This window comes from Pseudochrobactrum algeriensis (assembly GCF_018436245.1).
Lineage (GTDB): Bacteria > Pseudomonadota > Alphaproteobacteria > Rhizobiales > Rhizobiaceae > Pseudochrobactrum > Pseudochrobactrum saccharolyticum.
The window spans coordinates 3,002,501-3,027,500 of record NZ_CP075361.1 but is presented as its reverse complement, the minus strand read 5'-3'; the positions used below and the strand labels follow the sequence as shown (position 1 = coordinate 3,027,500).

The following is a 25,000-nucleotide window of genomic DNA, read 5'->3' as shown; positions in this document are numbered from 1 at the left end:
GCCTGCCCGGTGCTGGAAGGTTAAGAGGAGAGGTGCAAGCCTTGAATTGAAGCCCCAGTAAACGGCGGCCGTAACTATAACGGTCCTAAGGTAGCGAAATTCCTTGTCGGGTAAGTTCCGACCTGCACGAATGGCGTAACGACTTCCCCGCTGTCTCCAACGCAGACTCAGTGAAATTGAATTCCCCGTGAAGATGCGGGGTTCCTGCGGTTAGACGGAAAGACCCCGTGCACCTTTACTATAGCTTTACACTGGCATTTGTGGCGACATGTGTAGGATAGGTGGTAGACTTTGAAGCGGAGGCGCCAGCCTTCGTGGAGTCATCCTTGAAATACCACCCTTATCGTCATAGATGTCTAACTGCGACCCGTATATCCGGGTCCAGGACCGTGTATGGTGGGTAGTTTGACTGGGGCGGTCGCCTCCTAAAGAGTAACGGAGGCGCGCGATGGTGGGCTCAGAACGGTCGGAAATCGTTCGTCGAGTGCAATGGCATAAGCCCGCCTGACTGCAAGACAGACAAGTCGAGCAGAGACGAAAGTCGGTCATAGTGATCCGGTGGTCCCGTGTGGAAGGGCCATCGCTCAACGGATAAAAGGTACGCCGGGGATAACAGGCTGATGACCCCCAAGAGTCCATATCGACGGGGTTGTTTGGCACCTCGATGTCGACTCATCGCATCCTGGGGCTGGAGCAGGTCCCAAGGGTATGGCTGTTCGCCATTTAAAGCGGTACGTGAGTTGGGTTCAGAACGTCGTGAGACAGTTCGGTCCCTATCTGCCGTGGGTGTAGGAATATTGAAAGGATCTGTCCCTAGTACGAGAGGACCGGGATGGACGTATCTCTGGTGGATCTGTTGTCGTGCCAACGGCATAGCAGAGTAGCTATATACGGACTAGATAACCGCTGAAGGCATCTAAGCGGGAAACTAACCTTAAAACGAGTATTCCCTATCAGAGCCGTGGAAGACCACCACGTTGATAGGCCGGATGTGGAAGTGCAGTAATGCATGCAGCTGACCGGTACTAATAGCTCGATCGACTTGATTGTTCTCATTATCAATATCCATCAAGCTCATCCAATGGATGAGTTTGATAGAATTAGACTAGCGCTCACGGATCGTACGCAGCTAAAGCTGCTGATCCTCCGCGAGGGCGGCCAAAAGTGGCCGACGTGCGGTCGCACTTGCGAACACTGTGTGTTCGTGACCGAGGCGCTAAGATCTTATGCACGAAAAACCCAGCTTCTTATTTGTTTCTGTGCCCTTTGCTGACCTGGTGGTTATGGCGGAGCGGCTGCACCCGATCCCATTCCGAACTCGGCCGTGAAACGCTCCAGCGCCGATGGTACTTTGTCTTAAGACACGGGAGAGTAGGTCGCTGCCAGGTCTGCAAAAGGCACAGAAATCAAAACATCTTCTCAAACATTCAGCGCTAAACGCGCAAATCAATCGCTTACCGATAAGACAATCTTCAAAGCAAATCTTAAGCGATCATATATCTAGGGTGGAGCGCCCGTTCGGCCTACAATCGATAATCAATCGATTGCTATACGGCCTCACCTCATCAGGCCCATAACCTGAAAAAGAGGCTGACTTCGCTCCCGGGCCTCAAAGGCTTGTACTAACTTTGACGCGGGGTGGAGCAGCCCGGTAGCTCGTCAGGCTCATAACCTGAAGGCCGCAGGTTCAAATCCTGCCCCCGCAACCAAACAAACAGCCCGCTCTTTGAGCGGGATTTTTTTTGGTAACGGGTCGTAGATTTTAAGCCTAGTCAGGGGCCCGCAAGGAGGCAAAGCCGACTAAGCGGGATACAAAACCACAAATCCTGCCCCCGCAACCAAATCCCCTCAAAGCAATAAAGCTACGATCCAGACGCCATTCCAATAGGCGTGCCAATGCATCCGGGACCAGCCCGTTCGAGCTAAAATCGATAATCAATCGGTTTCTATACGCTCTCACCTCATCAGCCCCATAACCGGAAGGCGGAGGAGGAAAAGCAAGCGATACAATATTGATTGCACGACGAACGGAACAAAGCCAAAACCGAAACCAAATCTCCGAAAATCCCCCAAGCTCCGGCAGAAATGCGCGGAGCTTTTCGTATTTAAAACATACGAATGAGAAAAACGGGGGAGGGGGCAAACCTCTCCATCTAGACAATATATAATCTTTCTCAGCATTACTGTGATCATAGTAATGGTCGAGCAGCTCGAGGTCGTTATACCGTATATTGTTCACGGCTGATGCCGTCAACTCTGGTCAGGTACGGGTAAACATTCTTATCATTGGTTGCCTTGCTGATTTTAAATGCATCCAGATTTGCCAATTAACTGGATGTCATAAAAGCCTCGGTCAGTGTTTTTGTAATTACAGTTTGTATTGTAAGATCTGCATTTTTATGAAGTAAATATAATGACGCGAGCGGTTTATGCTGCGAATTATATGTTGATGACAAAATATACTTATTAACTTTGAATACACGTTCAAGTTAACATGGCTGATGCTCAATCTAAGAAATAATTTATCTTCAAGAAAATGATGAGCCAGACTGTAGTGCCGTATCTTTGCATGCAATCCATGTTTTCAGTGTAATTTGGCTATTTGTACCGGTTTTTACACTGTGCCTCGTGGATATCTTTGACACAAATAGCTAAAGAAAAAATCTGCATATTATGTAAGGGGACAATATGGCTTATTTTCCAACCTGGCGTTTGACCAATAACGTCACCGTTTTACCTGATGAACGATTGCCGACGTCTGCCGCAATCCCGATGGGCATTCAGCATCTTCTTGCAATGTCCGGATCCACGATTGTTGCGCCGCTGATTATGGGTTTTGATCCCAATGTCGCGGTCTTTTTTTCCGGTATCGGTACATTATTGTTCTTTTTGATCACCGGTGGTCGCGTACCAAGCTATCTTGGCTCTTCTTTTGCTTTCATCGCCGTTGTTATTGCTGCGACAGGTTATGGTGGCAGCGGTGCTAATGCCAATATTGGCGTTGCCTTGGGCGGGATTATTGCCTGCGGTGCACTTTATGCTTTGATTGGCCTTATCGTCATGGGCGTTGGCACCGGCTGGGTTGAAAGGCTGATGCCGCCAGCTGTGACCGGTGCAATCGGTGTTGCTATCGGGTTGAATCTTGCACCTGTTGCTGTCAGTCAGCTTAAAGGAACACATGCACATATTACGATCGCTCTGATGACAGTCCTGTGCATGGCGATTATTTCCGCCTATGGACCAAGAGCGACACGTCGAGTTGCGGTTTTGCTGGCACTGGTCTTCGGCTATCTGCTCGTTCTGATTTTTGGTAACGGATTGGGTATGGTTCCGGGCATTAATTTTGATGCTGTCGGTGCAGCTGCTTGGTTTGGTTTACCGCATTTTTTGAAGCCTGAATTCAGCTGGCCTGCAATTACATTGATTGCACCGGTTGCCATAGTTCTTGTTGCAGAAAATCTCGGTCATATTAAAGCGCTTGGCTCTATTACCGGTCAGAATATGGATCGCTATATCGGCAGAGGCTTCTTTGCAGATGGTCTGGCGACTATGGTTTCCGGTTCCGGTGGTGGCACAGGTGTAACGACCTATGCAGAAAACATCGGTGTTATGGCAATGACTAAGGTTTATTCGACTCTTGTCTTTGTTATCGCCGCGGTTGTTGCTCTGGCTTTGAGCCTGTCACCAAAATTCGGTGCAATTCTCCAGACGATTCCGGCTCCGGTTCTGGCTGGTCTGGCTGTCTCAGTTTTCGGTCTGATTGCTTCTGCAATGGCACGCATCTGGGTTGTGAATAAAGTTGATTTCGCCGATCCGCGTAATCTTTTCACTGTTGGTGTGGCTCTGATTTTTGGTGCAGGCGACTTTACTGTTACGATCGGTGATTTCGCATTGGGTGGTATCGGTACCTCTACACTTGCTGCACTGGTCTTATACCAGCTTCTTGGCATTGGTCGTCGCGAAACGGCTTAATTAAAAAGCAAAACACTGGCCGGAAATATTCCGGCCAGTGTTTTTTGTATTGGTCATAAAACAATATCTTGGTCTTTTACTGCAGTGTTGCACGGTCGAAAACGGACATATTCATAAACTCCCCGTCATATTCAGCGAGATAAACCAGACCTTTGCGATTTAAATATTCGACCTTACCATTTTTGAAAATCAAAAGACCTTCTTCCCGTAGTTCCCGCAACATACGATTCATATGAATCGGGCTTAGTCCCAGCGCATCTGCAAGCTGATATTGCGTGATAGGACAGTAGAAACCCGTATCTTCACCCATGCCGCAGGCTTTCGCCCTGTCTCCCAGTTCCAGCAATAAATGTGCGGTTCTCACCAGAGCGCTTCGGCAACCGATATTCGTAATATGCTCAATCAGCATAGATCGTTGTCGTGCAAAAAGCTCAATGAGCACAAAACTGAGTTTTGGAGCGCTGTTAATGGCGTGGGCGAGGGAGTTCAGCGGGATTTCAAAAACAGTCATCGGGGTAATGGCGGCGACAGTATTATAACTGCGGCCTGCAGCGGTTCTTAAACCGACAAAATGACTGCGCATCGGAAAATCCAGTACCTGTCTTTCCCCGTTGGACAGATCACGATGGACACAGCCCCATCCGCTTTGCACCAGATGGATACTGCGGATGCGCTCACCCTGATTGATTATAGTCTGATCGGTTTGAAAATGGCGCTCTTCAACCTGCAAGCCGGAGATGGCTTGAAGCTCTGTGGTTCCGAAGTCGGCTGCAATGGGCGGTGATGTGAGAAGCTCTGACAGAGCGTTTGTAACGCCATTGGCATTTTGTGATTTATTATGCATCCTCCCCCCCGCTCTTACTAAACTGAAAACGCCGAAATCAGGGCGTTCATATATGGGTTTTGTTCCGAAACCGTTTTACGGGCTTCGGGATGCGTATCCGAACATTTCCGGAATTAGACTTACACTTTGGAAATGCTCTGTTTATTTGTTTTTATATACGATCCATTACACAGCCGGTTTCTGTTTTGCCGGAAACGCACTAGATCAAAAGATGTAGTTGTTACCCCTATTTGTGTAATTAAATTTCGGCACGCATATTTATAAAATTTATTTTTGCTAACTTAGGTTAAGGACAAGCTTATCCTATAAAAGCAATAATTCAAACCATCCGCATTAGTTTTGTTTAAGCAACGCAGATGGTGCGAAGCTGTTTGCGCTCTTATTATGACTAAAAACATCAAGTATAAGATGAATGTTTATAAAGTAGAGTAGGGAGGAGTGGGGGGATGCAATACAGGGCAGCTTCCGAAGGTGCAGGGGAGTATAAGATGATGATCGCAGAGAAAAATCTGGAAAAACGTCTTGTTCTCATCTGCAAAAATAATCTTGATCGCGAATGTCTGTATAATGGATTACTTAATACAGGTTTGAGGCTGCCAATTGTTTGTTACGAAACATTGGAGCATAGCGACGCTGAATCTGCCGGTTTGAGTGCAGCTGTTTTATTGCTGCATATCGGCACCAGAAAAGTAACAGATCCGGAGCTTTCCGGAGAGATTAAAAACATCAAAGCGGAATGGGATCCCGTGCCGCTCATATTGCTGTCTGAATGTGAAGACTGGGATCAGGTCGTCTGTGCCATCGAGCTTGGCGCCCGTGGTTATATCCCGACTTCTGTTGGTATCCGTGTTTGTGTTGAAGCGGTTCATCTGGCCATGGCCGGAGGGACATTTATACCGGCAACCAGCATTACCGGAAAAGCACAGCCCAAAAAGACAGACACCCATGAGTTAAGCGGGTTGTTTACTGCCCGTGAGATTCAGGTGATTCAGCTGTTGCGACAGGGAAAAGCAAATAAAGTGATTGCCTATGAACTGAGTATGAGTGAGGCGACAGTCAAAGTTCATATGCATAATATTATGAAGAAATTCGGTGCTACAAACCGGACAGAAGTCGCCTATAAATTGAACAATTTATATCAAAATGTATTTTAATACATTCTCCGGAATTGAGAAGATTATTTGAGCGCATTGCAAGGTGTGAGGATTTCTTTGCGCTCAAATAATTTTCAAGTTCCGGTCGTTTAATATCCCGGATCATTTCATCGTTTATTTTAACCGGCTGACCCGCTTGTGCCGGATGAATCTTAGAGCGGCTCCGGTTCATCTTGAATCGGTAGAACCGCTCTAACTTTTTGTTTTTACACATGTCTTTATCCCAAAACCGGTTCCCACTTTTGGGAGACATGCTCTAGAAATTGTGTAGGAGTGGATGTTGTCCACTCCTACAGAATGAGAGCGGGTATCCTATTGATTCGGACTCTCATTCTTTTCGAAACGGAAGAAGTAGAAACTTCCCGTTATTTTACTCTTTGGGGGCGAAGAGTAAGTTTCAGGCTGCCGGCGATTGCTATTACCGCTGGCATCAAGAAAATACATTATCCAGCGATAGTCAGGGATTGATGCTGACAAAGCCTGAGGCTGAGCCCATTGCACCACCGGTTGCACTGGCTGCGGACGATCCACCGAGAAACCCTGTGCTCGAGTTTGCAACGGCACCTGACTGACCGGAAATACCGGAGCTGTAAAGAGATCCGGAAGCACCGATACCAAAGCCAGGTACAACGACGCCGCCGCCGATACCGGTTGTGGTGGCCCAGCCATTGGTTGTGCCATAGCCCTGAGCTGTGGAACCGGCTCCTAAGAAGCCGCCGCCGCTGACTGCGGAGTTACCCATAGTCTGACCGGCGAAGCCGCCGCCCCATTCAACTGTTTGTGCGGAAGCAGGCAGTGCTCCGGCGAGAGCCAGCGCTGAGACTGCTGCAAAAGCAAGAAGTCTTTTCATTTTTATATCCTCCAACTGTTATGGCAAATCTCCCGTTTGCCAGATATATCCGACGATATATCCCGCTGCCCATGGCCGCTCAGAAGGCTTGGCCATGGGCAAAAGGCTATATCCACGAATGGCAAAATTTTTGTCATGTGGTTGATTTTCATGCTCTGTCTGTCTGCTCACATCACAGGACGCGGGCAAAACCAGGCGCGGCCTCTTTGCGCGTCATTGCGCAGTGTGCAGCCTTTGGCTTCCAGATCACTGCTGGAAAGACCAAGGGCTTTCGCAGAGTAAGTCCGTTTGTTGCCGACGGGGGCGGGAGCAGAGGCTCTCTGTACGCGCGGAGCGGGGGCAACTGAAGCGGATGCTACGGCTGTCGGCGTGGTGCGGTATGAGACCTGCCGTGCAGCCACCCCCTGAGAAGGGCAGACAATACCTGTCGCATTCAATGAGGCGCGAACCTCTTTGTTGAGACAGACCAGATCAAGGGCAGCGCTTCTGTGCCCGAGACCTGCCAGAGCTGACGCATAGGCACGACGGTTACATTCCTTCATTTCATAGGTCGAACCGATGCCAAAACCCCAGCCGGTTGCACCGATACCGGCACTGGCTGAGCCCGCGCAGGAATGAACACCTGCAGCTACCAGCCCCGGAGAAATCGCAGGAACAGTTGTTCTGATCCTGTTCGGGGAGGTATTGGTACTGCCAATGGCAATCGCCGTTGCCCCTGACTGAGAGTTGGAATTGGCATTATTGTCCATTGTAAAGGACTGCGCCAATGCGTTACCGCCAGTAATACTGATAATACCAGCGCACAATAGGATACCCAGTTTAGCCATAGCTAACTCCTTTCCGGGGCGCGAGAACGCCCGGCTTTGTGTGGCTTGATTGTTTGATGACATATGCTGACAAAGCGGATTTGCTTTGCTGAAACTGATTGTAAGTATGTTTCGGGCTTTGAAATGCTGGAAAATTGATTAATCGGAATAATAATATTGATGGGCTTTCTTTACCTGCCTGTAAATTTATTATCCCTATTGTCTATGGTTTCTCTAAACCGGATCTGTATTTCTGCTTTTTTAAAACGTAAGATTTACGCAAAGTTACGTATCTGCAGGTGGTTTAAAACTGCTGCTGCATGAGCGGGGCAGCAGAATTCAGGTGAAATTACATGGCGATTCCGCAGACAAAAGACGAGTTGACCGAGGCTGTTACTGTAAATTTTGACAGTCTGATGCGGCTCGTCCGCAAGGTTCCTGCCGGCAGGATCACAGAAAAAAGCCTCGATGGTCATGCCAAAGACACGCAAATGAGTGTGAAGGATCTGCTGGCCTATCTCACCGGCTGGAATGAGCTCGTGATTAAATGGCTGGAGAAGGATTGCGCCGGCGAGCCGATCGATTTTCCGGAGACAGGGTTTAAATGGAATGAGTTGGGCAGACTGGCTCAGAAGTTTTACAGGGATTATGATGCTCTGACTTATGAAGCGCTGTTGTTGCGTTTGCAGGCCGCTAAAGAAACAATCATTCAGCAAATTTCAGAGCGATCAGATGAAGCACTTTATGGTGCCGGCTGGTACGACAAATGGACGATGGGGCGTATGATACAGTTCAACACTTCATCGCCCTATAAAAATGCCTGCGGGCGCTTGCGCAAATGGCTGAAGACAGTTCCGGCTAACAAATCGCAGGCGATGTAAAGGTTGCGAAAACCGACGGCTATCATTATATAGCCACAGTGCAGGACGACCTGCCATTGCATCATACGGGGACGGCCCCTCTATCCGGTGCAGAGCGTATCAGAACCGAGTGTTCCGACCCGCATTCTGCCCTTTTGAATGACGCGCATTGTTCTGAAATTGTTTTTCAGATGCGCTCTAACAGATGGAGAGCAGGCCCTTATGAAACAACGATCTGAACCAGCCGCTATGCTAGCCGTAACTAAGGTTGCATCGCTGCGGTCACTTTTCCCGCCCCTGACAATTATTCGTCTTCTGATCGCATGGCTTGTGGTTGCTGTTTTTGCCATTTGGGGCAAACAGTGGCTGAGCGAACCGTTTGACAACACAATTGCAGTCCTGTGTTTTCTTGCGCTGTTTGCAACAATCATCATGGCAGCCTTTGGGGTTGTGGGAGAGGCGGATCATCTTGCGCATCAGCTGGGTGAACCTTACGGCACGCTTATTCTCACGCTGTCGATTGTCTCTATTGAAGTTATTCTGATTGCATCGGTTCTGCTTGGGCCGGGTGAATTCCCGACGATCGGCCGTGACGCTATTTTTTCCGTCATGATGATTATTCTTAATCTTGTGACCGGTCTTTGTTTGCTTGCAGGCGGTTTGCGCTATCGTGAGCAGGAATATAATGCGCAGGGCGCTGTCACTTACTTGTCGCTGATTACCGTTTTGACCGGGCTTGCTCTGGTGTTGCCGAATTATGTTTCCGGCGCCGGTGAGTTCAATTTTGTACAGGCGATAGCATTTTCCGCAATTACAATGGCAGTCTATGGTCTGTTCCTGTGGATGCAGATCGGCGGTTACAGCCGGTTGTTCATTCAACCGAAATCGGGCGACATGACCGTACTGGCGAGTGAAGCGCAAATGCTTGCCGAAAAGGATGCGGCACCGGCAGCTTTGGATAAACGGGCAATTCTTGTCCGCTCTGTTATTTTGATCGCGATGATCCTGCCGATTGTTTTGCTGGCTCATGATCTGGCTATTCTGATTGATTACGGTATTGAGACGGTCAATGCGCCTGTAGCCCTTGGTGGCGTATTGATTGCAATCATTGTGTTTACACCGGAGTCGATTACAGCTGTGAAAGCGGCGCTGAATAATGAAATGCAGCGCGCGATTAATTTGTGTCTCGGTGCTTTTGTCTCGACTGTGGGGCTGACTGTACCGGCGGTGCTGATTATCGGTCTGGTGATGAATAAAACCGTGACAATGGGCATTTCCGGCGTTGAAACAATTTTGTTTCTGCTGACAATTGCGCTCACGGCTTTCAGCTTTATCGGGCAGAAAACCTCACCGGTTCAAGGGATTTTGCATCTGGCATTGTTTGCTGTTTTCAGCGTGTTGCTGTTCAGTTCGTAAAATATGACATAACCCGTTCAAAGAAGGATTTTGTAAAATGAAGCTTATGCAAGTGGCCGGTGCCGGTATGTTTGCCCTGTTGCTGAGCGGGTTTGTCTCCGGAGCATCCGCCCAGAATAGTAAAGTGGTTGAATTGTATAAATCACCTTATTGCGGTTGCTGCGGTGCATGGGGCGACCACATGAAAGCGGCGGGCTTTGAGATTAAAGAACACAATATTGAAGATCTGAGCCCGATCAAAGCCAAATACGGCGTTACGGATGATCTTCAGTCCTGCCACACAGCTATTATTGATGGCCATGTTATTGAAGGTCATGTACCAGCGCAGGATATTGAGAAACTTCTTGCTGAGGGCGGTGAAAAAGCCGGTCTTGCCGCACCGGGTATGCCTGTCGGCTCTCCGGGAATGGAGCAGGGCGGTATGAGTGAGCCTTATCAGGTTATCCGTTTCTCAAAGACGGAGCGCTCTGTTTTCGCACAGCATTAATAGTGAAACGACTGTAACAGCCGCAGGGCTGTTACAGTCATTCTTCTCAAGGCCGGATTAGCCTTGTACCTAGAGCATTTCACAGTCAAGTTGGATCAACTTGACGCCCGTGATAATGCGACCAAATAAAGAATCTAGAGCGAGCGCTATGATCCAATCTGGACGTAAACCGCTCTAGCTTTTCTCTTTGCTGAGCAATGTGCGCTTGCGCTCCACACCCCAGCGATAGCCGGAAAGACCGCCGTCATTGCGTACAACGCGGTGGCAGGGCACGACAACAGCAACCGGATTGGCCGCACAGGCACCGGCAACTGCACGCGCAGCTTTAGGCATGCCGGCAAGACTGGCGAGTTCCGCATAGCTGACGGTTTGTCCCGGCGGAATCTGACGCAAAATCTGCCAGATTTTTTGCTGAAAGACCGTGCCGTGAATATCCAGCGGTAAGGAAAATTGCGGCTGCGGCTGATCGATAAATTCCAGACAGGTCTTCAGTGTGGTTTCAAAATCACTGCCACCCTGAGAGATTTCAGCTTTCGGGAAGCGTTTTTTCAGATCATCCAGTAATTCATCAGTATTATCACCGAGCAAAATCGAGCTGATGCCTTTTGACGTTGCAGCAACCAGTATTTTACCAAGGGAGCAGGGTGCAATTGCATATTGAAGCATGATGTCTGCGCCTCCTTTTTTATAGGCAGATGCGGTCATACCGGAAAGCCTGTTTTTTGAGGCATAGAAATTGCTGCTTTCATTATAACCGGAATTGTAAATCGCCTCTGTCACAGAGGTTTTATTGTTCTTGAGTTCCTGTTCAAGCCTTTGCATCCGCAGTGACTGGGCATAATTTTTCGGAGTGATACCGGTAACCTGCTTAAACAGCTTATGAAAATGCGATGTGCTGAAACCGGCATGGGCGGCGAGGCTGCTGAGATCCGGTGCGGTTTCATTATCGCGGATCAGGCGGCAGGCTTCTTCGACAATCCGGTTCTGCTGTTGCTGCAATGTTTCCTGACGCTGTGGCAGACAGCGCAGACATGGCCGGTAGCCTGCTGTTTCAGCCTGACGGGGATGGTCGAAAATCTGCGTATGCTCAGGTTTTGGTCTGCGGGAAGGGCAGGTCGGCCTGCAATAAATACCTGTTGTGCTGATGGCATAAACAAATGTGCCGTCGGCATCAGTTTTTCGATCCAGCGCAGCCTGCCAGCGCGGATCGTCAAGGAGTTCGTCTATGCGGGCGTGCTTGTTCACGATCTTACCTTTCTTTGAATAGATCACAGGTTATCGCGTGAATTTTGTTCCTGCACTGCAAATCTTATTTTTAAATTTGAGCATGTCTCCCCAAAATAGGTACCGGTTTTTGGGTAGACATGCGTTAAAATAAAGCGAAAGGGCGAGTATAAAGCATCAGATTATACACAACGCGCCCTAAGCTGCTTTTCTGAAGGTCAGATTGATGCGGAAACGGCCAAGCAGCGGATGATCTCCGTCTTTCAGTGGCGTAATACCATGATAATAAAGGCGTGATACGCCGCCCCATACTACGACATCGCCGTGCTGCAATGCATATTTGAGTACCGGATCTGTCCGTTTCAAGCCACCGAACTGAAAGGTTGCAGGCAGACCCAGCGATACTGAGACAATCGGATGGTCAGGACTTTTTTCATCCTTATCCTGATGCAATGAGAGTTTGGTCTTTGGTTCATAGCGGTTGATGAGGCAGGCATCGGGCATAAAATCAGCATAACCGGCTTTGGCCGCTGCTTTTTGGGCAAGTTGCAAGAAACTCTCCGGCATCTGTGGCCAGTTCCGGCCTGTCTGCGGATCAACAGGACTGTAGCGATAACCACTGCGATCACTGACCCAGCCGAGTGGCCCGCAATTGCTCATAGCAACAGACATGGTAAAGCCGCCGGGCGTAACCATGTGCCGGAACGGAGCTTGTTCGGTGATGGCAGAGAGGCTTGAGAGCAGATCCTGTTCCGCTGACAGAGCAAATCCGCGTAACAATACAGCGCCTTGAGCAAGGTTTTCCTGCTCTGGTAGCGCGGAGGTCAGTCCTGAAAAAAGATCTTGTATCATCATAACCGGATCAGAAAAGGGCACGAAATATGAGTATAAACGACTGTCGTCTTAGAACATAATTTAAAAAACCGGGTCAGTTGAAGGTAAATTATGCTCTGATTTTAAAGTGCTCGAGCGAGTTTTGTGTGCTAGAGCATTTCACAGTCAAGCTGTGATCAACTTGACGTCGGGATAATGCGACAAACTAAGAAATCTAGAGCGGACATTGCGATCCAACATGAACGTAAACCGCTCTAAGTCTGGCACACGGCGCTCTAATGAAAAACAGGAAGTGCGGCAGAGGCGCGTTTAACCGGCGCAACCTGTTCTGAGCGCTTCACCTGAGCGAATTTCTGAATATCCAGAACCGCATTCTGAATTTTTTCGTGCTGCAAAATCGCCTGACGACCGGAAGCGATGGCCAGATCAACCTGTTGTTTCGGCAGGCTGAAACGGGTCGGAATCTTGTTGAGACGGGCTTGCGTGGCGCTATCCAGATCACGGAAACTGACGGCTTCGACAATCAGGGACAAATCCCTGCAATTCCAGCCTTGTAAAGTACCGCGATATTCTTTGACCTTGGCTGCAGACAGCGAACAGCGATACTGAATGAGATTTTGCTGCCATTGATTGGTGGCCAGTTTCAGAGCATCAAAACCCTCACGCACAGAGGCTGAGATTGCTGTATAGACTGTGGCAGCGGCGACCTCGGTTAATATCGGGCCGTTTACATTTGTTGCCCATGGTTCTTCACCTTCAGTACCGGCATCAGCAACAATGAAAATCAGCTTGCGCAATTTTACCGCCTCTGCCGGAGACAGCGGGCCGTAAGGATTTTTTGCACCAGCCCGTGCCAGCGCGAATGGGGTGACACCGATATTATCGGTCAATGCGCCATCCAGCAGCTTGATATAGCGTTGCTTCGGATCATTACGATAAGCATAGAGGCTGCGTGCATAGGCATTGAGACGCAGTGAAACATCCGGATTGGTGAGTGTCTCCTGTAGCCATTGTGGCGGCTGATAGTTACACTTCTTGTGCATGGCGGAGATAACCACCGGAGAGAACACCACGGGAACTGCAGCCGAGGCACTCACTGCATCGGCAAGATAGACTTTATCGAGATCGCTGCACAAAGCTTCAAATGTATCATCGGTAAAGTGGAACGGCGTGCGATTATAAATATCGGATGCGGTAATCCACACGGTCGGTGCATCACTGCGTCTGAGTGCTGCAAAGGTTTTACCATAAAACAGATTGTCGTTCAGCCATTGGGCAAATCCGTTCCGGTCATTCAGACCGCCGCCGATGGTGCGTACGACATTTTCGGGATGCAGCAATGAGGTGCGCAGGCCTTCCTCTGCATTGCGGTACAGAAATTTCTCACGAAAGTCGCGATATTTATCAGGGCCGGTCATGCCGTAATAGGCGGCAGCAACTGCACCGCCGGAAGCACCGGAAACCAGCCTGACATTATCAATCAGCCGCCGCTTATAGGGATATTCATCAATGACCGTTTCATCCAGCGCCTGCAATACACCATAGGCAAAAGCGGCAGAGCGCGTTCCGCCGCCGGAAAAAGCCAGCGCCACAACGGTTGATCCGTCATTACCGTGATCGGCGATATAGTCGGTTCTTTTGCTTTGAATATCCGATTCATGGCTGTTGATCGGGCCGACATCTTTGGACGCGCAGGCGGACAGAGCAAATAGCGCAGCAGAAATCAGACTGATTGATAATCGCACATTCTGCTCCGTTTTATTGGCCATGGGCTGAAACAGGCAGCAACCGCAGCCTGCAGTATGCCTGTTTTATTGCATATCCAGCACTTTTAAGAGAGTGGTTTGTTTCCGGCAAGTGAAATTCAAATGGCGGAAAGATAAAACAAAGAAAAACAATTATAGGTGGTGCTTATGTTCGTGCAAATCGTCCATCGAATAGTATAAGAAATACTGATCCTGTAACTATGGCTGTGCATTGATCGGGTGATGCGGAATTCGTAACCGGTATGGACGCGCTGGTTTGCAGGTGATTTGCATATTGGGGCATAATGGGAGTGGGCTATGGGAAAATTTGATTTCAGCAGCTTTTTGCCGGAGCTGATTAAGATAAGGCATCAGCTGCATGCGATGCCGGAAATCGGATTATCTGAATTTAAAACATCGGAATTCATTGCGCAGCATCTGACAAAATGGGGCTTTGAGGTAACGCGCGGTCTGGGACAGACAGGCGTTGTCGGATCGCTGAAGCGCGGCGACAGCAACCGTTCAATCGGTTTTCGTGCAGATTTCGATGCTTTGCCGATTTTGGAGGAAACCGGTCTGCCTTATGCAAGCCAGCATGAAGGCGTGATGCATGCCTGCGGCCATGACGGTCATACGGCGATGCTGCTGGGAGCAGCCTATGCACTGTCGCAGGATCAGGATTTTAACGGTGCGGTTCATATGATTTTCCAGCCGGCGGAAGAGAATTTCGGCGGCGGCAAAATGATGATTGAAGACGGTTTGTTTGAGCGTTTCCCTTGTGAGCAGGTTTTCGCGATTCATAATATGCCAGGTCTGGCGACAGGGGTATTTTCAGCAAAAGCCGGTGCGATGGCTGCATCGATTGATGTGCTGACACTGACTGTTAAAGGCAGCGGCGGCCATGGTGCCATGCCGGAACTGACCGTTGATCCGGTTGTGGTTGCATCCAGTATTGTAATGGCTTTGCAGACGCTGGTTTCCCGTAATATTTCTCCGCATCAGCCTGCGGTGCTTACTGTTGGTTCTTTCCAGTCCGGCTCGGCCTGTAATATTATTCCGGATACGGCTGTACTTGAACTGTCAATGCGGGCAATGGATCCGTCTGTACGGGTAGCACTGCGTGATCGCGTGGATGAAATTGCCCGTTTTCAGGCGAAAAGCTATCAGGCGGAAGTGCAGCTTGACTGGGCTGTGGGCTATCCGGCAACCATCAACAACAAGCAGGCCTATGAACTGGCGCGGGATGTGGCCATTGCCAGCTTTGGTGAAGATGCTTTCGAAGAGCTGGATGTGCCGATGATGGGCAGTGAGGATTTCTCCTTCTTGCTGGAAGCCGTGCCGGGAGCCTATATTTTCCTTGGCAATGGTGACAGCAGCGGGTTGCATACCAGCCGCTACAATTTTAATGATGAGATATTGGAGTGCGGAGCCTCTTTCTTCCATCAGATGGCAAAATCCAGTCTCGTATAGACATAAAACGGGCGAATCTGCCCGCAATTTTGCAGATCACCAAGGTGATATATCTATCGAATTTATGCATAGCCTCATGAGGGCTGTGCATATAGTCGCCTTCAAATTCTAAAAATCGTCGAAACGAAGTTTTATTGCGCAAAATGACGTAAAAATAACGTCTAATTTTAACAAATGCGCAGCTTGCTTTTCATTTCGTATAATGAAAGGCTTCAGTCAAAGATAAAAAAATGCCGGAGCTTTATACCTTGCAAGGAAGGGTAAGGCGAACCAGCATGACGGGAAACAGTGATAATACTGCAGAGCAGAATGCGCGGGAACAAAGCGACGATTGCCTGCAGCAGCATGAAGGGGAGGGCACATCATGTCCGCGAGCGGGATGATTATTGCCGATAAAATTTTGCACAATGGTACCATCTGGTGCGGTTATGAAGAAGGTACTGTTGAGGCACTGGCCATCTGGCAGGGCAAGGTACTGGCCGGCGGCAAGTCTCAGGATATTCTGCAGTTTCAGGGGGAGGCTACAGAGCTTGTTGACCTCAAAGGCGCATTCGCCACACCGGGTCTGAACGACGCGCATCTGCATCTGATTTCAACCGGTCTGTCTCTGAAGCGGATTGATGCAACACCTGCTGTCTTACCGACACTGGCTGATTTGCAGGAAGCGATCCGTGTAAAAGCGGCAACATTGCCGAAAGGCGAATGGATTCTGGCGCGCGGCTATGACCAGACCAAGCTGGATATTGGCCGTCATCCGCATAAATCCGAGCTGGATCAGGCGGCACCCGAACATCCGGTTCTGCTGACCCGCGCCTGCGGTCATGTGGCGATTGCCAATTCCTTTGCACTGAAACTTGCCGGTGTGGATGAAACAACACCTGTGCCGGATGGCGGATTGATTGAACAGAAAAACGGCGCTCTGACCGGTATGCTGGCTGAAAATGCGCAGGATCTGGTGCGTGCTGTTATTCCTGAGCCAAGCGAAGAGCAGATTATTGAAGCCATTGAAGACGGCGGTAATATGCTTCTCTCCTATGGTATTACATCCTGCATGGATGCGGCGGTCGGTCAGATTGCCGGTTATAAAGAAATTCGTGCTTATAATATTGCCAAGCGTGATAACCGTCTGCCGGTGCGTACATGGCTGGTTCTGCTTGGTGATCCGGGCAAGTCAGTGGTGCCGCAATGCTATGAAAGCGGTCTGGTTTCCGGTGTCGGCGATGATATGCTGACCATCGGTGCGGTCAAACTCTTCCTTGACGGTTCTGCGGGGGGCAAAACCGCATGGATGTCCGTGCCATATCACGGCGATGATGTGGACAATATTGGTGTGCAGATTCTCAGTGATGAAGATTTGCAGGCCATGGTGATGGATGCTCACGCCAAAGGTTACCAGCTGGCTTGCCATGCGATCGGCGATATGGCGATTGAACAGCTGATTACCGCCTATGAAAAAGCGCTGGCTGCCTATCCTGATCCGGATCGTCGCCACCGTATTGAACATTGCGGTTTCTCCAGCGATGAACAGCATCAACGTATGCTCAAAGCCGGTATTTATCCGTGCCCGCAGCAGGTTTTCATCTATGATTTCGGCGATGCTTATATTTCGGTTCTGGGGGATGAACGTGCCCGTCCGAGCTATCCGCTGAAGACATGGCGCGATCTTGGTTTCAAACCGGCGACCGGCAGCGACAGCCCGGTCTGTCATCCGAATCCGTTTCCGAATCTTTACACGATGTTGACCCGCAAGACGTGGAAAGGCACTGTAATGGATGAAAACCAGCGTGTTTCCATCGAAGAAGCTTTGCAGGTTTACACCGAATATGGTGCATTTTCACAGAAGATGGAGACTGTGAAAGGTAAGCTGGTTGCCGGTCAGGTCGCGGATATTGCCGTGTTCTCACGCAATATGCTGGAAGCGACACCGGAGGAAATTCTCAGCGATACGCAGTGCATTATGACATTGCGCGGCGGTGAGATTGTGTTTGCACGCTGAAACAGCGGCAGCGTATCCCGAAAATTGTGAAGCGGTTTTCGGATAAGATACGCGGCAAAAGCAGAGAATAAGGCTGCGGGATTAGGAGACCGCAGCCGGAATAAAAATAAATTCTGAGGAGGGGATATTCTCAATGATGAAACGCTTAGCCTTAATCTCAACAATGGCGGCATCTTTGCTGGCCGGCGTGGCCATGAATGCTTCCGCTCAAGAACCGCGCAAAGGTGGCACGATTAATTTCGTTGCGCCTTACGGTTCAAGCTTCGGTACGCTGGACAATCAGGCAACCACTGCAACGCAGGATGAGTTTCCGACCAAAGCGCTGCATCGCCGCCTTTATTCATGGGATGGCACAGCCAACAAGCCGCAGCTCGATCTGGCAACGGAAGTGAAAGCTTCGGATGATCGTCTGACCTATACTTTCAAACTGCGTCAGGATGCATTTTTCCATAATGACAAGCAGATGACTGCTGATGACATTATCTACAGCTATAAGCGCGCGATGACACCGGGCAAAGCCTATGTCGGTGCCCGTTATATCAGCAATGTTAAAGGCGCAGATGCTTATTCCGAAGGCAAAGTTCAGGAAATCGAAGGCCTGAAGAAAATTGATGATTTCACGCTCGAAGTCACATTGAATGAAGCGCTGGATCCGGGCTTTATTTTCATGCAGCCGAGCACAGTGATTTATCCGGATGGCGAAGCCGATAAAGACAGCTTCAAAAGCCGTCCTGTGGGTCTCGGACCTTACAAATTCGCTGAATATATTCCGGGCTCACGTCTGACCGTTGAAAAATGGGAAAAATTCTACCTTAAAGACAAGCCTTATGCCGATAAAATCAATATTATGCTGATGGGTGAAGCCGCAGCGCGTGATGTTGCTTTCCGCAATAAGGAAGTGGATGTTTCGGTTCTCGGACCTGCACAATATGTGACCTATAAAGCTGATCCGGAACTGTCGAAAAACATTCTGGAAGTCGCGGAAGTTTATACCCGCGTTATGGGTTTCAACCGTGATGTGAAACCGCTTCAGGACAAGCGCGTTCGTCAGGCTATCAATTATGCGATCGATTCCGATCTGATCATCAAGCGTCTGGCTAAAGACAAAGCCTATCGTGCTGTCAGCTGGCTGCCGCTGTCGTCGCCTGCTTTTGACAAGGATGCAAAGCCATATCCTTATGATCCGGAAAAAGCGAAAGCCCTGCTGGCTGAAGCCGGTTATCCGGATGGTTTTGAATTTGAGCTGACTGCAACGCAGAATGAAAGCTGGGGTCTGACAATCGCAGAAGCGATTATTCCTATGCTGGATAAAGTCGGCATCAAGCTGAAAACCAAGCCGGTTGAATCCGCCGTGCTTTCGGAAGACGTGCCAAGCGGCAATTTCCAGTCCTTCATGTGGTCGCTGGAAAGTGGTCCGGATCCTCTGACAGCGCTGCAGTGCTTCTATTCCAAGACACCGCAGTCTTCCTGTAACTATACAAAATTCAACAATGCTGAATTTGATAAGTTATATGAAGCTGCTCAGAAAACCGCTTCTGAAGATGAGCGCAACGATCTGTTGCGTCAGGCCAATAATATCCTGCAGGATGAAGCACCATACTGGTTCTTCAACTATAACAAGGCCGTTATTGCCTATCAGCCATGGTTGCACGGCCTGCAGCCGAACTCTGCTGAGCTTGCAATTCAGGCTTATGAAGAGCTTTGGGTGGACGACAGCGTTCCGAGCGGTCGTTAAACCCGTGCCCGTTTGAGGCGGGGGGCGTGCCGGAGAGCGGATTTCTGCTCTCCGGTCCAATTTCAGTCTTCAGAGCATTGTGTTTTTGACCGCACGTGACCGGATTGAGCCTGTCGCGCGGGTTTTATTGTCCAAAATGCTCTCAGTTTTTGTTTCGTCGCATATCGGTACGGAGCGGATGCAGGAAAAATCAGTCGGTTGAACAGGCTATCCTGCGGACATGTTTCCGGATTTTTCACGATATGCTGTAGGAAGGGGCACGCAGGTTGCTTCGATTTGTTATCAGGCGAGTATTGCAGATGATACCGACTATTCTGGCGGTATCTCTTCTTATCTTCGTCATTTTCAGTGTTATTCCGGGCAGTTTTACATCCAGCCAGATTGCTGACGGTAAGGGACGTAATGATCCCAAAGTCGCCGAGCAGATGAATAAGGAATTCGGCCTCGACAAACCGGTTTATGAGCGGTTCGGGACATATATTGTCAGTCTGGTGCAATTTGATTTAGGCAAATCATTCCGCACACGCCAGCCTGTGACACAGGTGCTGATGGAGCGGATGTGGCCGACAATGAAGCTGGCTATTGCCGCCATGATGCTTGCAGTGCTGATTGGTGTGCCGCTCGGCTTTATCGCGGCGCTGAAACCGGGCAGTATATTAGACACTTTCACGATGATTGGTGCGGTTTCCGGTCTGTCGCTGCCGCAGTTCTGGCTTGGTCTGCTGCTGATGTATTTCTTCGCGCTGACTTTGGGCTGGTTGCCGAGTTTCGGCTATGGCGACGGCGGTATTCGTAATCTTATCTTGCCGGCGGTAACCTTGAGCGTTGCACCGCTGGCTTTGCTGGCGCGCACCACCCGTGCGGCTGTGCTTGAAGTGATGGGCGCGGATTTCATCCGTACAGCCCGTTCCAAAGGTATGAATGCCTATCGTCTGGTCACATGGCATCTGGTGCGTAACGCGCTGGTTCTGATTATCACCACTGTCGGCCTGCAATTTGGTTCGCTGATGGGCGCAGCCGTTGTTATCGAGAAATTATTCTCATGGCCGGGGCTCGGTTCACTGCTCGTTGACAGCGTATCAATGCGCGATATTCCGGTAGTGCAGGGTGCTATTCTCATGATCGTATTGTGGTTCCTGATCATCAATACGGTTGTCGATATTCTTTATGCGGTGATTGATCCGCGCATCAGCCACGAGTAGCGCCATGAGATTACGTTTCAATCTGTTATTCGGCGGAGTGCTGTGTGTGGTTATTCTGGCCGCCGGTATTTTCGCTCCTTTGCTGGCACATTATGATCCGGTGCTTGATGCTGACCTGATTAATGCGGAACTGCCGCCGGATGGTGATTTCTGGTTCGGCACCGACGCACAGGGGCGCGATGTGTTCAGCCGTGTGCTTTACGGTGCACGCATTTCGCTGACTGTGGGTATTGTCTCGCAGATCATCAACACCATTATCGGCCTGACTTTGGGCATTTCCGCCGGTTATTTCGGTGGCCGCTGGGATGATTTTGTCTGTGGTCTGACCAATCTGATGCTGTCGATCCCGTCGCTGATTTTTGCGCTGGCAATTATGGCGATCCTCGGCCCTGGCCTTGGTAGTCTGCTGATTGCGTTGGGTTTGACCAACTGGTCATGGACCTGCCGTATTGCCCGTTCATCCGCATTGTCTTTGAAGAAGCAGGGCTATGTTCAGGCCGCAAAGACACTGGGCTATAGTGATATCCGCATTATGATTACCCAGATTTTGCCGAATATGATTGGCCCAATTCTGGTTATCGGTACGCTCGGCATGGGTGATGCTATTCTGGCAGAAGCGGCACTTTCCTATCTCGGTCTGGGCATTCGTCCGCCATTCCCGAGCTGGGGCAGTATGCTGACCGACGCGCGTGAGCTGATTGCCATTGCGCCATGGGCAGCTATTTTCCCGGGGCTTGCAATCTTCCTGACAGTTCTGGGGCTTAATCTGTTTGGTGACGGCTTACGCGATGTGCTGGATCCGCATATGAGGAGCCGCAAATCATGAGCGATACACCACTCTTAGAACTGAAAAACCTGCATATTGATATGGTTTCCGGTGAAACGCGGTTTAACGTGGTTGAGAATGTTTCATTCTCGATCGGTGCCGGTGAAACCTTTGGTCTGGTAGGGGAATCCGGCTGCGGAAAATCCATCACTTCGCTTTCCATTATGGGGCTTTTGAACCGTCCTCTGGAAGTGAGTTCCGGTGAGATCCTGTTTAAAGGGCAGGATCTGCGCAAGCTGAGCAATCGCGATATGCGTAAATTGCGCGGCAGCCGGATTGCGATGATTTTTCAGGAGCCGATGACTGCACTGAACCCGCTGGCAACAGTGGGACGGCAGATTGCTGAAATGTTTGTGCTCCATCAGGGCGCAACATGGCATGAGGCGGAGAAGAAGGCGATTGAGGCCTTGGCGCAGGTGCATGTGCCTGCACCGGAAAGCCGTGTGAAAAACTATCCGCACCAGATGTCCGGCGGTATGCGTCAGCGTGTGATGATTGCCATCGCGCTGGCCTGCAATCCTGATCTGCTGATTGCGGATGAACCGACGACCGCACTTGATGTGACGGTTCAGGCGGAAATTCTGAAACTGATGCAGGAATTGTGCTCATCGCGCGGAACATCCGTGCTGATGATCAGCCATGATCTCGGCGTGATTGCGAAAATGTGCAAACGCGTTGGTGTGATGTATGCCGGTCATCTGGTTGAAGAGCAGAATGTTGCGGACTTGTTCGGACATCCTGCGCATCCTTATACGCACGGGCTTTTGAGTTCACTGCCCGTTTTGGGGCAGCGGAAACCGGATGAACGTAAAAAGCTTCAGGAGATTGAAGGTGTTGTACCTTCTATTTCGGCTTTTCCGAAAGGCTGCCGGTTTCAGCCGCGTTGTACACGGGCGACCGATATTTGCCTGACAAAAGTACCGCCGCAAACTGAGCTGGAACAGAATGCAAGCATTCAGAACGGGGATACGGAAGCCAAACGCGGTTTCGTGAGGTGTTATCATCATGAGTGAGAAGAACACGCCGCTGTTGCGTATTGAAAATCTCAATGTTCATTTTCCGGTGGCTGCCGGCTTGTTTCGTAAATCAAAACAAGCGGTACGGGCGGTCAATAATTTCAGTCTTGATCTGCATAAAGGTGAATGTCTTTCCATTGTGGGGGAATCCGGTTGCGGCAAATCCACTTTGGCGCTGTCAATTCTCGGTCTGCAAAAACCGACTTCGGGTACGATCTATTTTGAAGGTAAACCGATTACCGGTGAAAAAGGGCCAAGCCGTCTTGAGCGGGCACAGATGGCGCAGATGGTTTTTCAGGATCCTTATGCGTCACTCAATCCGCGACAGACGATTTATACCTCGCTTGCAGCACCTTTGCGTCTGCAGGGTGTGACGACAAAATCGGAACTCAATGACCGTGTTGAGAATACGATGAAGCTTGTCGGTCTGAAACCGGAGCACGCCAAGCGCCTGCCGCATGAATTTTCCGGCGGTCAACGTCAGCGTATCGGTATTGCCCGCGCGCTGGTGCTCAATCCGAAAGTTGTGGTGCTGGATGAGCCGGTTTCCGCGCTGGACGTATCGATCCGCGCACAGATCATCAATCTGTTGCTGGAACTGAAGGATGAATTGCAGCTCTCATATATAATGATCAGCCACGATCTGAGTGTGGTTGAGCATATGAGTGACCGCGTTGCGGTGATGTATTTCGGTCAGGTGGTGGAACAAGGTCCGTGGCAGGATGTGTTTGCTAATCCGACACATCCTTATACACGGCGATTGATGGGCGCGATTCCTGATCCGTTTGCAATCGTTCGGGGTGAAGAACGCAGCGGTATGGATGAGGCTCCGCCACCGCCTGCAGGCTATGATTATTATCCGCGGGAATTCGGCAAACATGATGTTTATACCGTGCCGCCGGTAACAGAGCTTCTGCCTGTCGCCGACACGCATAAAGTCCGGTTTATCGCTCAGCGATAATGACGGATATTGATGCATACTATATTATAAAGAGAGAAAAGGTCATGAACCGGTTACGGCTCGTGGCCTTTTATTCTGTGAGATGGTGACTGAACACAATGATGAGGGCAGGGAATTGTCAGCACGCCAAAAACTGGATGCAATTTTAAAACGTCTTGAAGATCGCAAGGTTACGGAAGCGGTTTATGTCAAACTCTATCCGGATACAGCGCGCGCTGAAGCCGATGCCGCAGACCAGAGAGCAGCAAGAGGGGAGTGTCTTGGCCCGCTGGATGGCAAGATTGTCTCGATCAAAGACCTGTTCGATGTGGCGGGAGAACCTAATCTTGCCGGTTCAATCATTCGTAAAACAGCAAAGCCGGCGACAAAAGATGCGGTGATCGTCGAGCGCCTGCGTAAAGCCGGTGCGATTATCATCGGCAAAACACATATGACGGAGTTTGCTTTCACGGCTACGGGGCTTAATCCGCATTATCCGGTGCCTGGCAATGCTTATGATGCAAGTCTGGTGACCGGCGGTTCTTCTTCCGGTGCAGCTGTCAGCGCGGGCGAAGGCACATGTGATATTGCAATCGGTTCAGATACCGGCGGATCAGTTCGTATTCCGGCGGCATTGAATGGTGTTGTCGGCTTTAAACCGACCCATGGTCGTGTTTCACTGGAGGGCGCGTTCCCGCTGTCGCCGACCCTCGATTCCGTCGGGCCTTTGGCCAAGACTGTTGCGGCCTGTGCGGATGCCGATGCGATTATGGCCGGTGAAGCGCCGTTGCCTTTAGAAAAGATCGAACTCGCAGGTCTCAAAGTCGGTATTCCGCAGGGCATTGTGCTGCAGGATATGGAAGAGGACGTGGCTGCGGCCTATCAGTCCGTTTTGAAAAAACTGGAGGCTGCCGGTGCGGTATTTACAGAGTGCAGCTTTGACACTCTTATTAATACACTGCGCACAGGCCCGAACAAAGGATCACTCACCGGCATTGAAGCGGCACATATACATAAAGAGTGGCTGAATGATTTATCGATGCCGGTAGATGAGCGTGTCAGCGTGCCACTGCGTGACCGTTTAAAAATTCCGGCTTCGGAATATGAGGCATTGCTGACATTCCGCGGAGAACTGGTCAAACAGGCGGATGAGATGATGTCTGCATTTGACGTTGTGGTATTGCCGACAACGCCAGTCAAAGCAGTGCCGATTGCTCAGGTAGAAAATGATGAACTGGAATATGACCGGTTTGAAACTCTGTATCTGCGCAATACGCAGATTGTGAATCAGTTCGCGATGACTGCGCTTTCCATTCCGATGCCAATGCCGGAGCGTCCGGCAGGTCTGATGCTGGTTGGCCGTAATGGTTCTGATCGTAAAATTCTGACGATTGGCGCTACCGTGGAAGCATTATTGAAAGCCTAAAGTGTTTCACGGGAATCATTATGAGAACAAAACCCCGCCAACATCTGTTGGCGTGGCTTATTTTTAGATTCTGGTGCTGCCGATTCTGGTCAATTTCTTGTTTTGAATCTGAATTTATGAGTCGAAACAAGGGTTTGGTGATGTGATTTGATATATTTGGCTGGGTTTTTGGGGTGGTTTGGGTCGGATTTGGGTGT

General features: G+C 49.9%; 19 protein-coding genes, 1 tRNA gene and 2 rRNA genes (1 of these 22 only partly in view). 16 read left to right on the top strand and 6 right to left on the bottom strand.

The window, feature by feature from the left end; translation table 11 throughout:
* The 4 genes from KHQ09_RS16025 to KHQ09_RS16010 all read left to right on the top strand — a co-directional run.
* Positions 1-1,050 (top strand): 23S ribosomal RNA (locus KHQ09_RS16025); it begins 1,758 nt to the left of the window's first position.
* A gap of 223 nt (positions 1,051-1,273) precedes the next feature.
* A 5S ribosomal RNA gene (rrf, locus tag KHQ09_RS16020) occupies positions 1,274-1,388 on the top strand.
* A gap of 244 nt (positions 1,389-1,632) precedes the next feature.
* Positions 1,633-1,709, top strand: a tRNA-Met gene (locus tag KHQ09_RS16015).
* Between the two features lie 979 nt (positions 1,710-2,688).
* The gene (locus KHQ09_RS16010; protein ID WP_213630856.1) at positions 2,689-3,972 is read left to right on the top strand and encodes a solute carrier family 23 protein; all 1,284 of its coding nucleotides are present in this window, start codon (positions 2,689-2,691) and stop codon (positions 3,970-3,972) included.
* 76 nt (positions 3,973-4,048) lie between these two features.
* On the opposite strand, the gene KHQ09_RS16005 is transcribed toward KHQ09_RS16010, so the two are convergent.
* Complete coding sequence (locus KHQ09_RS16005; protein WP_213599240.1) at positions 4,049-4,816, bottom strand: Crp/Fnr family transcriptional regulator; 768 nt, start codon at positions 4,814-4,816, stop codon at positions 4,049-4,051.
* 446 nt (positions 4,817-5,262) lie between these two features.
* Between KHQ09_RS16005 and KHQ09_RS16000 the strand changes: the two genes are divergently transcribed.
* Complete coding sequence (locus KHQ09_RS16000) at positions 5,263-5,970, top strand: response regulator transcription factor (protein ID WP_028233207.1); 708 nt, start codon at positions 5,263-5,265, stop codon at positions 5,968-5,970.
* Positions 5,971-6,427: 457 nt separating this feature from the next.
* Here KHQ09_RS16000 and KHQ09_RS15995 read toward each other — a convergent pair whose 3' ends face one another.
* The gene (locus KHQ09_RS15995) at positions 6,428-6,820 is read right to left on the bottom strand and encodes a hypothetical protein (protein ID WP_075657619.1); all 393 of its coding nucleotides are present in this window, start codon (positions 6,818-6,820) and stop codon (positions 6,428-6,430) included.
* A gap of 167 nt (positions 6,821-6,987) precedes the next feature.
* Entirely contained in the window at positions 6,988-7,647 is a 660-nt protein-coding gene (locus tag KHQ09_RS15990) for a hypothetical protein (protein WP_116089386.1), read from the bottom strand.
* A gap of 332 nt (positions 7,648-7,979) precedes the next feature.
* Between KHQ09_RS15990 and KHQ09_RS15985 the strand changes: the two genes are divergently transcribed.
* From KHQ09_RS15985 to KHQ09_RS15975, 3 genes are all read left to right on the top strand, one after another.
* Positions 7,980-8,507 (top strand): ClbS/DfsB family four-helix bundle protein, encoded by a 528-nt coding sequence (locus KHQ09_RS15985; protein WP_213599238.1) that lies wholly within the window; start codon positions 7,980-7,982, stop codon positions 8,505-8,507.
* 201 nt (positions 8,508-8,708) lie between these two features.
* The gene (locus KHQ09_RS15980) at positions 8,709-9,902 is read left to right on the top strand and encodes a calcium:cation antiporter (RefSeq protein WP_238481663.1); all 1,194 of its coding nucleotides are present in this window, start codon (positions 8,709-8,711) and stop codon (positions 9,900-9,902) included.
* A 37-nt stretch (positions 9,903-9,939) separates the two neighbouring features.
* A complete protein-coding gene (locus tag KHQ09_RS15975) occupies positions 9,940-10,389 on the top strand; it encodes a DUF411 domain-containing protein (RefSeq protein ID WP_213599236.1) in 450 nt (149 codons plus the stop codon).
* A gap of 174 nt (positions 10,390-10,563) precedes the next feature.
* Here KHQ09_RS15975 and ada read toward each other — a convergent pair whose 3' ends face one another.
* From ada to KHQ09_RS15960, 3 genes are all read right to left on the bottom strand, one after another.
* The gene (gene ada / locus KHQ09_RS15970) at positions 10,564-11,634 is read right to left on the bottom strand and encodes a bifunctional DNA-binding transcriptional regulator/O6-methylguanine-DNA methyltransferase Ada (protein WP_213599234.1); all 1,071 of its coding nucleotides are present in this window, start codon (positions 11,632-11,634) and stop codon (positions 10,564-10,566) included.
* A gap of 177 nt (positions 11,635-11,811) precedes the next feature.
* Entirely contained in the window at positions 11,812-12,462 is a 651-nt protein-coding gene (gene alkB, locus KHQ09_RS15965) for a DNA oxidative demethylase AlkB (protein ID WP_213600057.1), read from the bottom strand.
* Positions 12,463-12,722: 260 nt separating this feature from the next.
* Entirely contained in the window at positions 12,723-14,216 is a 1,494-nt protein-coding gene (locus tag KHQ09_RS15960; RefSeq protein ID WP_238481784.1) for a patatin-like phospholipase family protein, read from the bottom strand.
* Positions 14,217-14,510: 294 nt separating this feature from the next.
* Between KHQ09_RS15960 and KHQ09_RS15955 the strand changes: the two genes are divergently transcribed.
* The 8 genes from KHQ09_RS15955 (at position 14,511) to KHQ09_RS15920 (ending at position 24,803) form a co-directional block, all read left to right on the top strand.
* Positions 14,511-15,662, top strand: coding sequence for a M20 aminoacylase family protein (locus KHQ09_RS15955; protein ID WP_213599232.1), 1,152 nt, complete (start codon positions 14,511-14,513; stop codon positions 15,660-15,662).
* A gap of 364 nt (positions 15,663-16,026) precedes the next feature.
* Complete coding sequence (locus tag KHQ09_RS15950; protein WP_213599230.1) at positions 16,027-17,658, top strand: amidohydrolase; 1,632 nt, start codon at positions 16,027-16,029, stop codon at positions 17,656-17,658.
* Between the two features lie 133 nt (positions 17,659-17,791).
* Positions 17,792-19,393 (top strand): ABC transporter substrate-binding protein, encoded by a 1,602-nt coding sequence (locus KHQ09_RS15945; RefSeq protein ID WP_420801458.1) that lies wholly within the window; start codon positions 17,792-17,794, stop codon positions 19,391-19,393.
* Between the two features lie 266 nt (positions 19,394-19,659).
* Positions 19,660-20,595, top strand: coding sequence for an ABC transporter permease (locus KHQ09_RS15940; protein WP_213599228.1), 936 nt, complete (start codon positions 19,660-19,662; stop codon positions 20,593-20,595).
* Positions 20,596-20,599: 4 nt separating this feature from the next.
* The gene (locus KHQ09_RS15935; protein ID WP_022709140.1) at positions 20,600-21,421 is read left to right on the top strand and encodes an ABC transporter permease; all 822 of its coding nucleotides are present in this window, start codon (positions 20,600-20,602) and stop codon (positions 21,419-21,421) included.
* The gene (locus tag KHQ09_RS15930; protein WP_022709141.1) at positions 21,418-22,434 is read left to right on the top strand and encodes an ABC transporter ATP-binding protein; all 1,017 of its coding nucleotides are present in this window, start codon (positions 21,418-21,420) and stop codon (positions 22,432-22,434) included. Before KHQ09_RS15935 ends, KHQ09_RS15930 begins: the two co-directional genes overlap by 4 nt.
* Positions 22,427-23,398, top strand: a complete 972-nt coding sequence (locus tag KHQ09_RS15925) for an ABC transporter ATP-binding protein (protein WP_022709142.1) — start codon at positions 22,427-22,429, stop codon at positions 23,396-23,398. Before KHQ09_RS15930 ends, KHQ09_RS15925 begins: the two co-directional genes overlap by 8 nt.
* Before the next feature lie 82 nt (positions 23,399-23,480).
* Positions 23,481-24,803 carry an amidase gene (locus KHQ09_RS15920; RefSeq protein WP_213599226.1) on the top strand — a complete coding sequence of 441 codons (1,323 nt, stop codon included), beginning with the start codon at positions 23,481-23,483 and terminating at the stop codon, positions 24,801-24,803.
* Positions 24,804-25,000: the final 197 nt, after the last annotated feature.

Coding starts and splice junctions, on each gene's coding strand:
- KHQ09_RS16005 (WP_213599240.1), bottom strand. CDS start 4,816: ATGCATAATAAATCACAAAATGCCAATGGCGTTACAAACGCTCTGTCA.
- KHQ09_RS15930 (WP_022709141.1), top strand. CDS start 21,418: ATGAGCGATACACCACTCTTAGAACTGAAAAACCTGCATATTGATATG.
- KHQ09_RS15990 (WP_116089386.1), bottom strand. CDS start 7,647: ATGGCTAAACTGGGTATCCTATTGTGCGCTGGTATTATCAGTATTACT.
- KHQ09_RS15975 (WP_213599236.1), top strand. CDS start 9,940: ATGAAGCTTATGCAAGTGGCCGGTGCCGGTATGTTTGCCCTGTTGCTG.
- KHQ09_RS15945 (WP_420801458.1), top strand. CDS start 17,792: ATGATGAAACGCTTAGCCTTAATCTCAACAATGGCGGCATCTTTGCTG.
- KHQ09_RS15960 (WP_238481784.1), bottom strand. CDS start 14,216: ATGGCCAATAAAACGGAGCAGAATGTGCGATTATCAATCAGTCTGATT.
- KHQ09_RS15995 (WP_075657619.1), bottom strand. CDS start 6,820: ATGAAAAGACTTCTTGCTTTTGCAGCAGTCTCAGCGCTGGCTCTCGCC.
- KHQ09_RS15950 (WP_213599230.1), top strand. CDS start 16,027: ATGTCCGCGAGCGGGATGATTATTGCCGATAAAATTTTGCACAATGGT.
- KHQ09_RS16000 (WP_028233207.1), top strand. CDS start 5,263: ATGCAATACAGGGCAGCTTCCGAAGGTGCAGGGGAGTATAAGATGATG.
- KHQ09_RS15955 (WP_213599232.1), top strand. CDS start 14,511: ATGGGAAAATTTGATTTCAGCAGCTTTTTGCCGGAGCTGATTAAGATA.
- KHQ09_RS16010 (WP_213630856.1), top strand. CDS start 2,689: ATGGCTTATTTTCCAACCTGGCGTTTGACCAATAACGTCACCGTTTTA.
- KHQ09_RS15935 (WP_022709140.1), top strand. CDS start 20,600: ATGAGATTACGTTTCAATCTGTTATTCGGCGGAGTGCTGTGTGTGGTT.
- KHQ09_RS15920 (WP_213599226.1), top strand. CDS start 23,481: ATGGTGACTGAACACAATGATGAGGGCAGGGAATTGTCAGCACGCCAA.
- KHQ09_RS15980 (WP_238481663.1), top strand. CDS start 8,709: ATGAAACAACGATCTGAACCAGCCGCTATGCTAGCCGTAACTAAGGTT.
- KHQ09_RS15985 (WP_213599238.1), top strand. CDS start 7,980: ATGGCGATTCCGCAGACAAAAGACGAGTTGACCGAGGCTGTTACTGTA.
- KHQ09_RS15925 (WP_022709142.1), top strand. CDS start 22,427: ATGAGTGAGAAGAACACGCCGCTGTTGCGTATTGAAAATCTCAATGTT.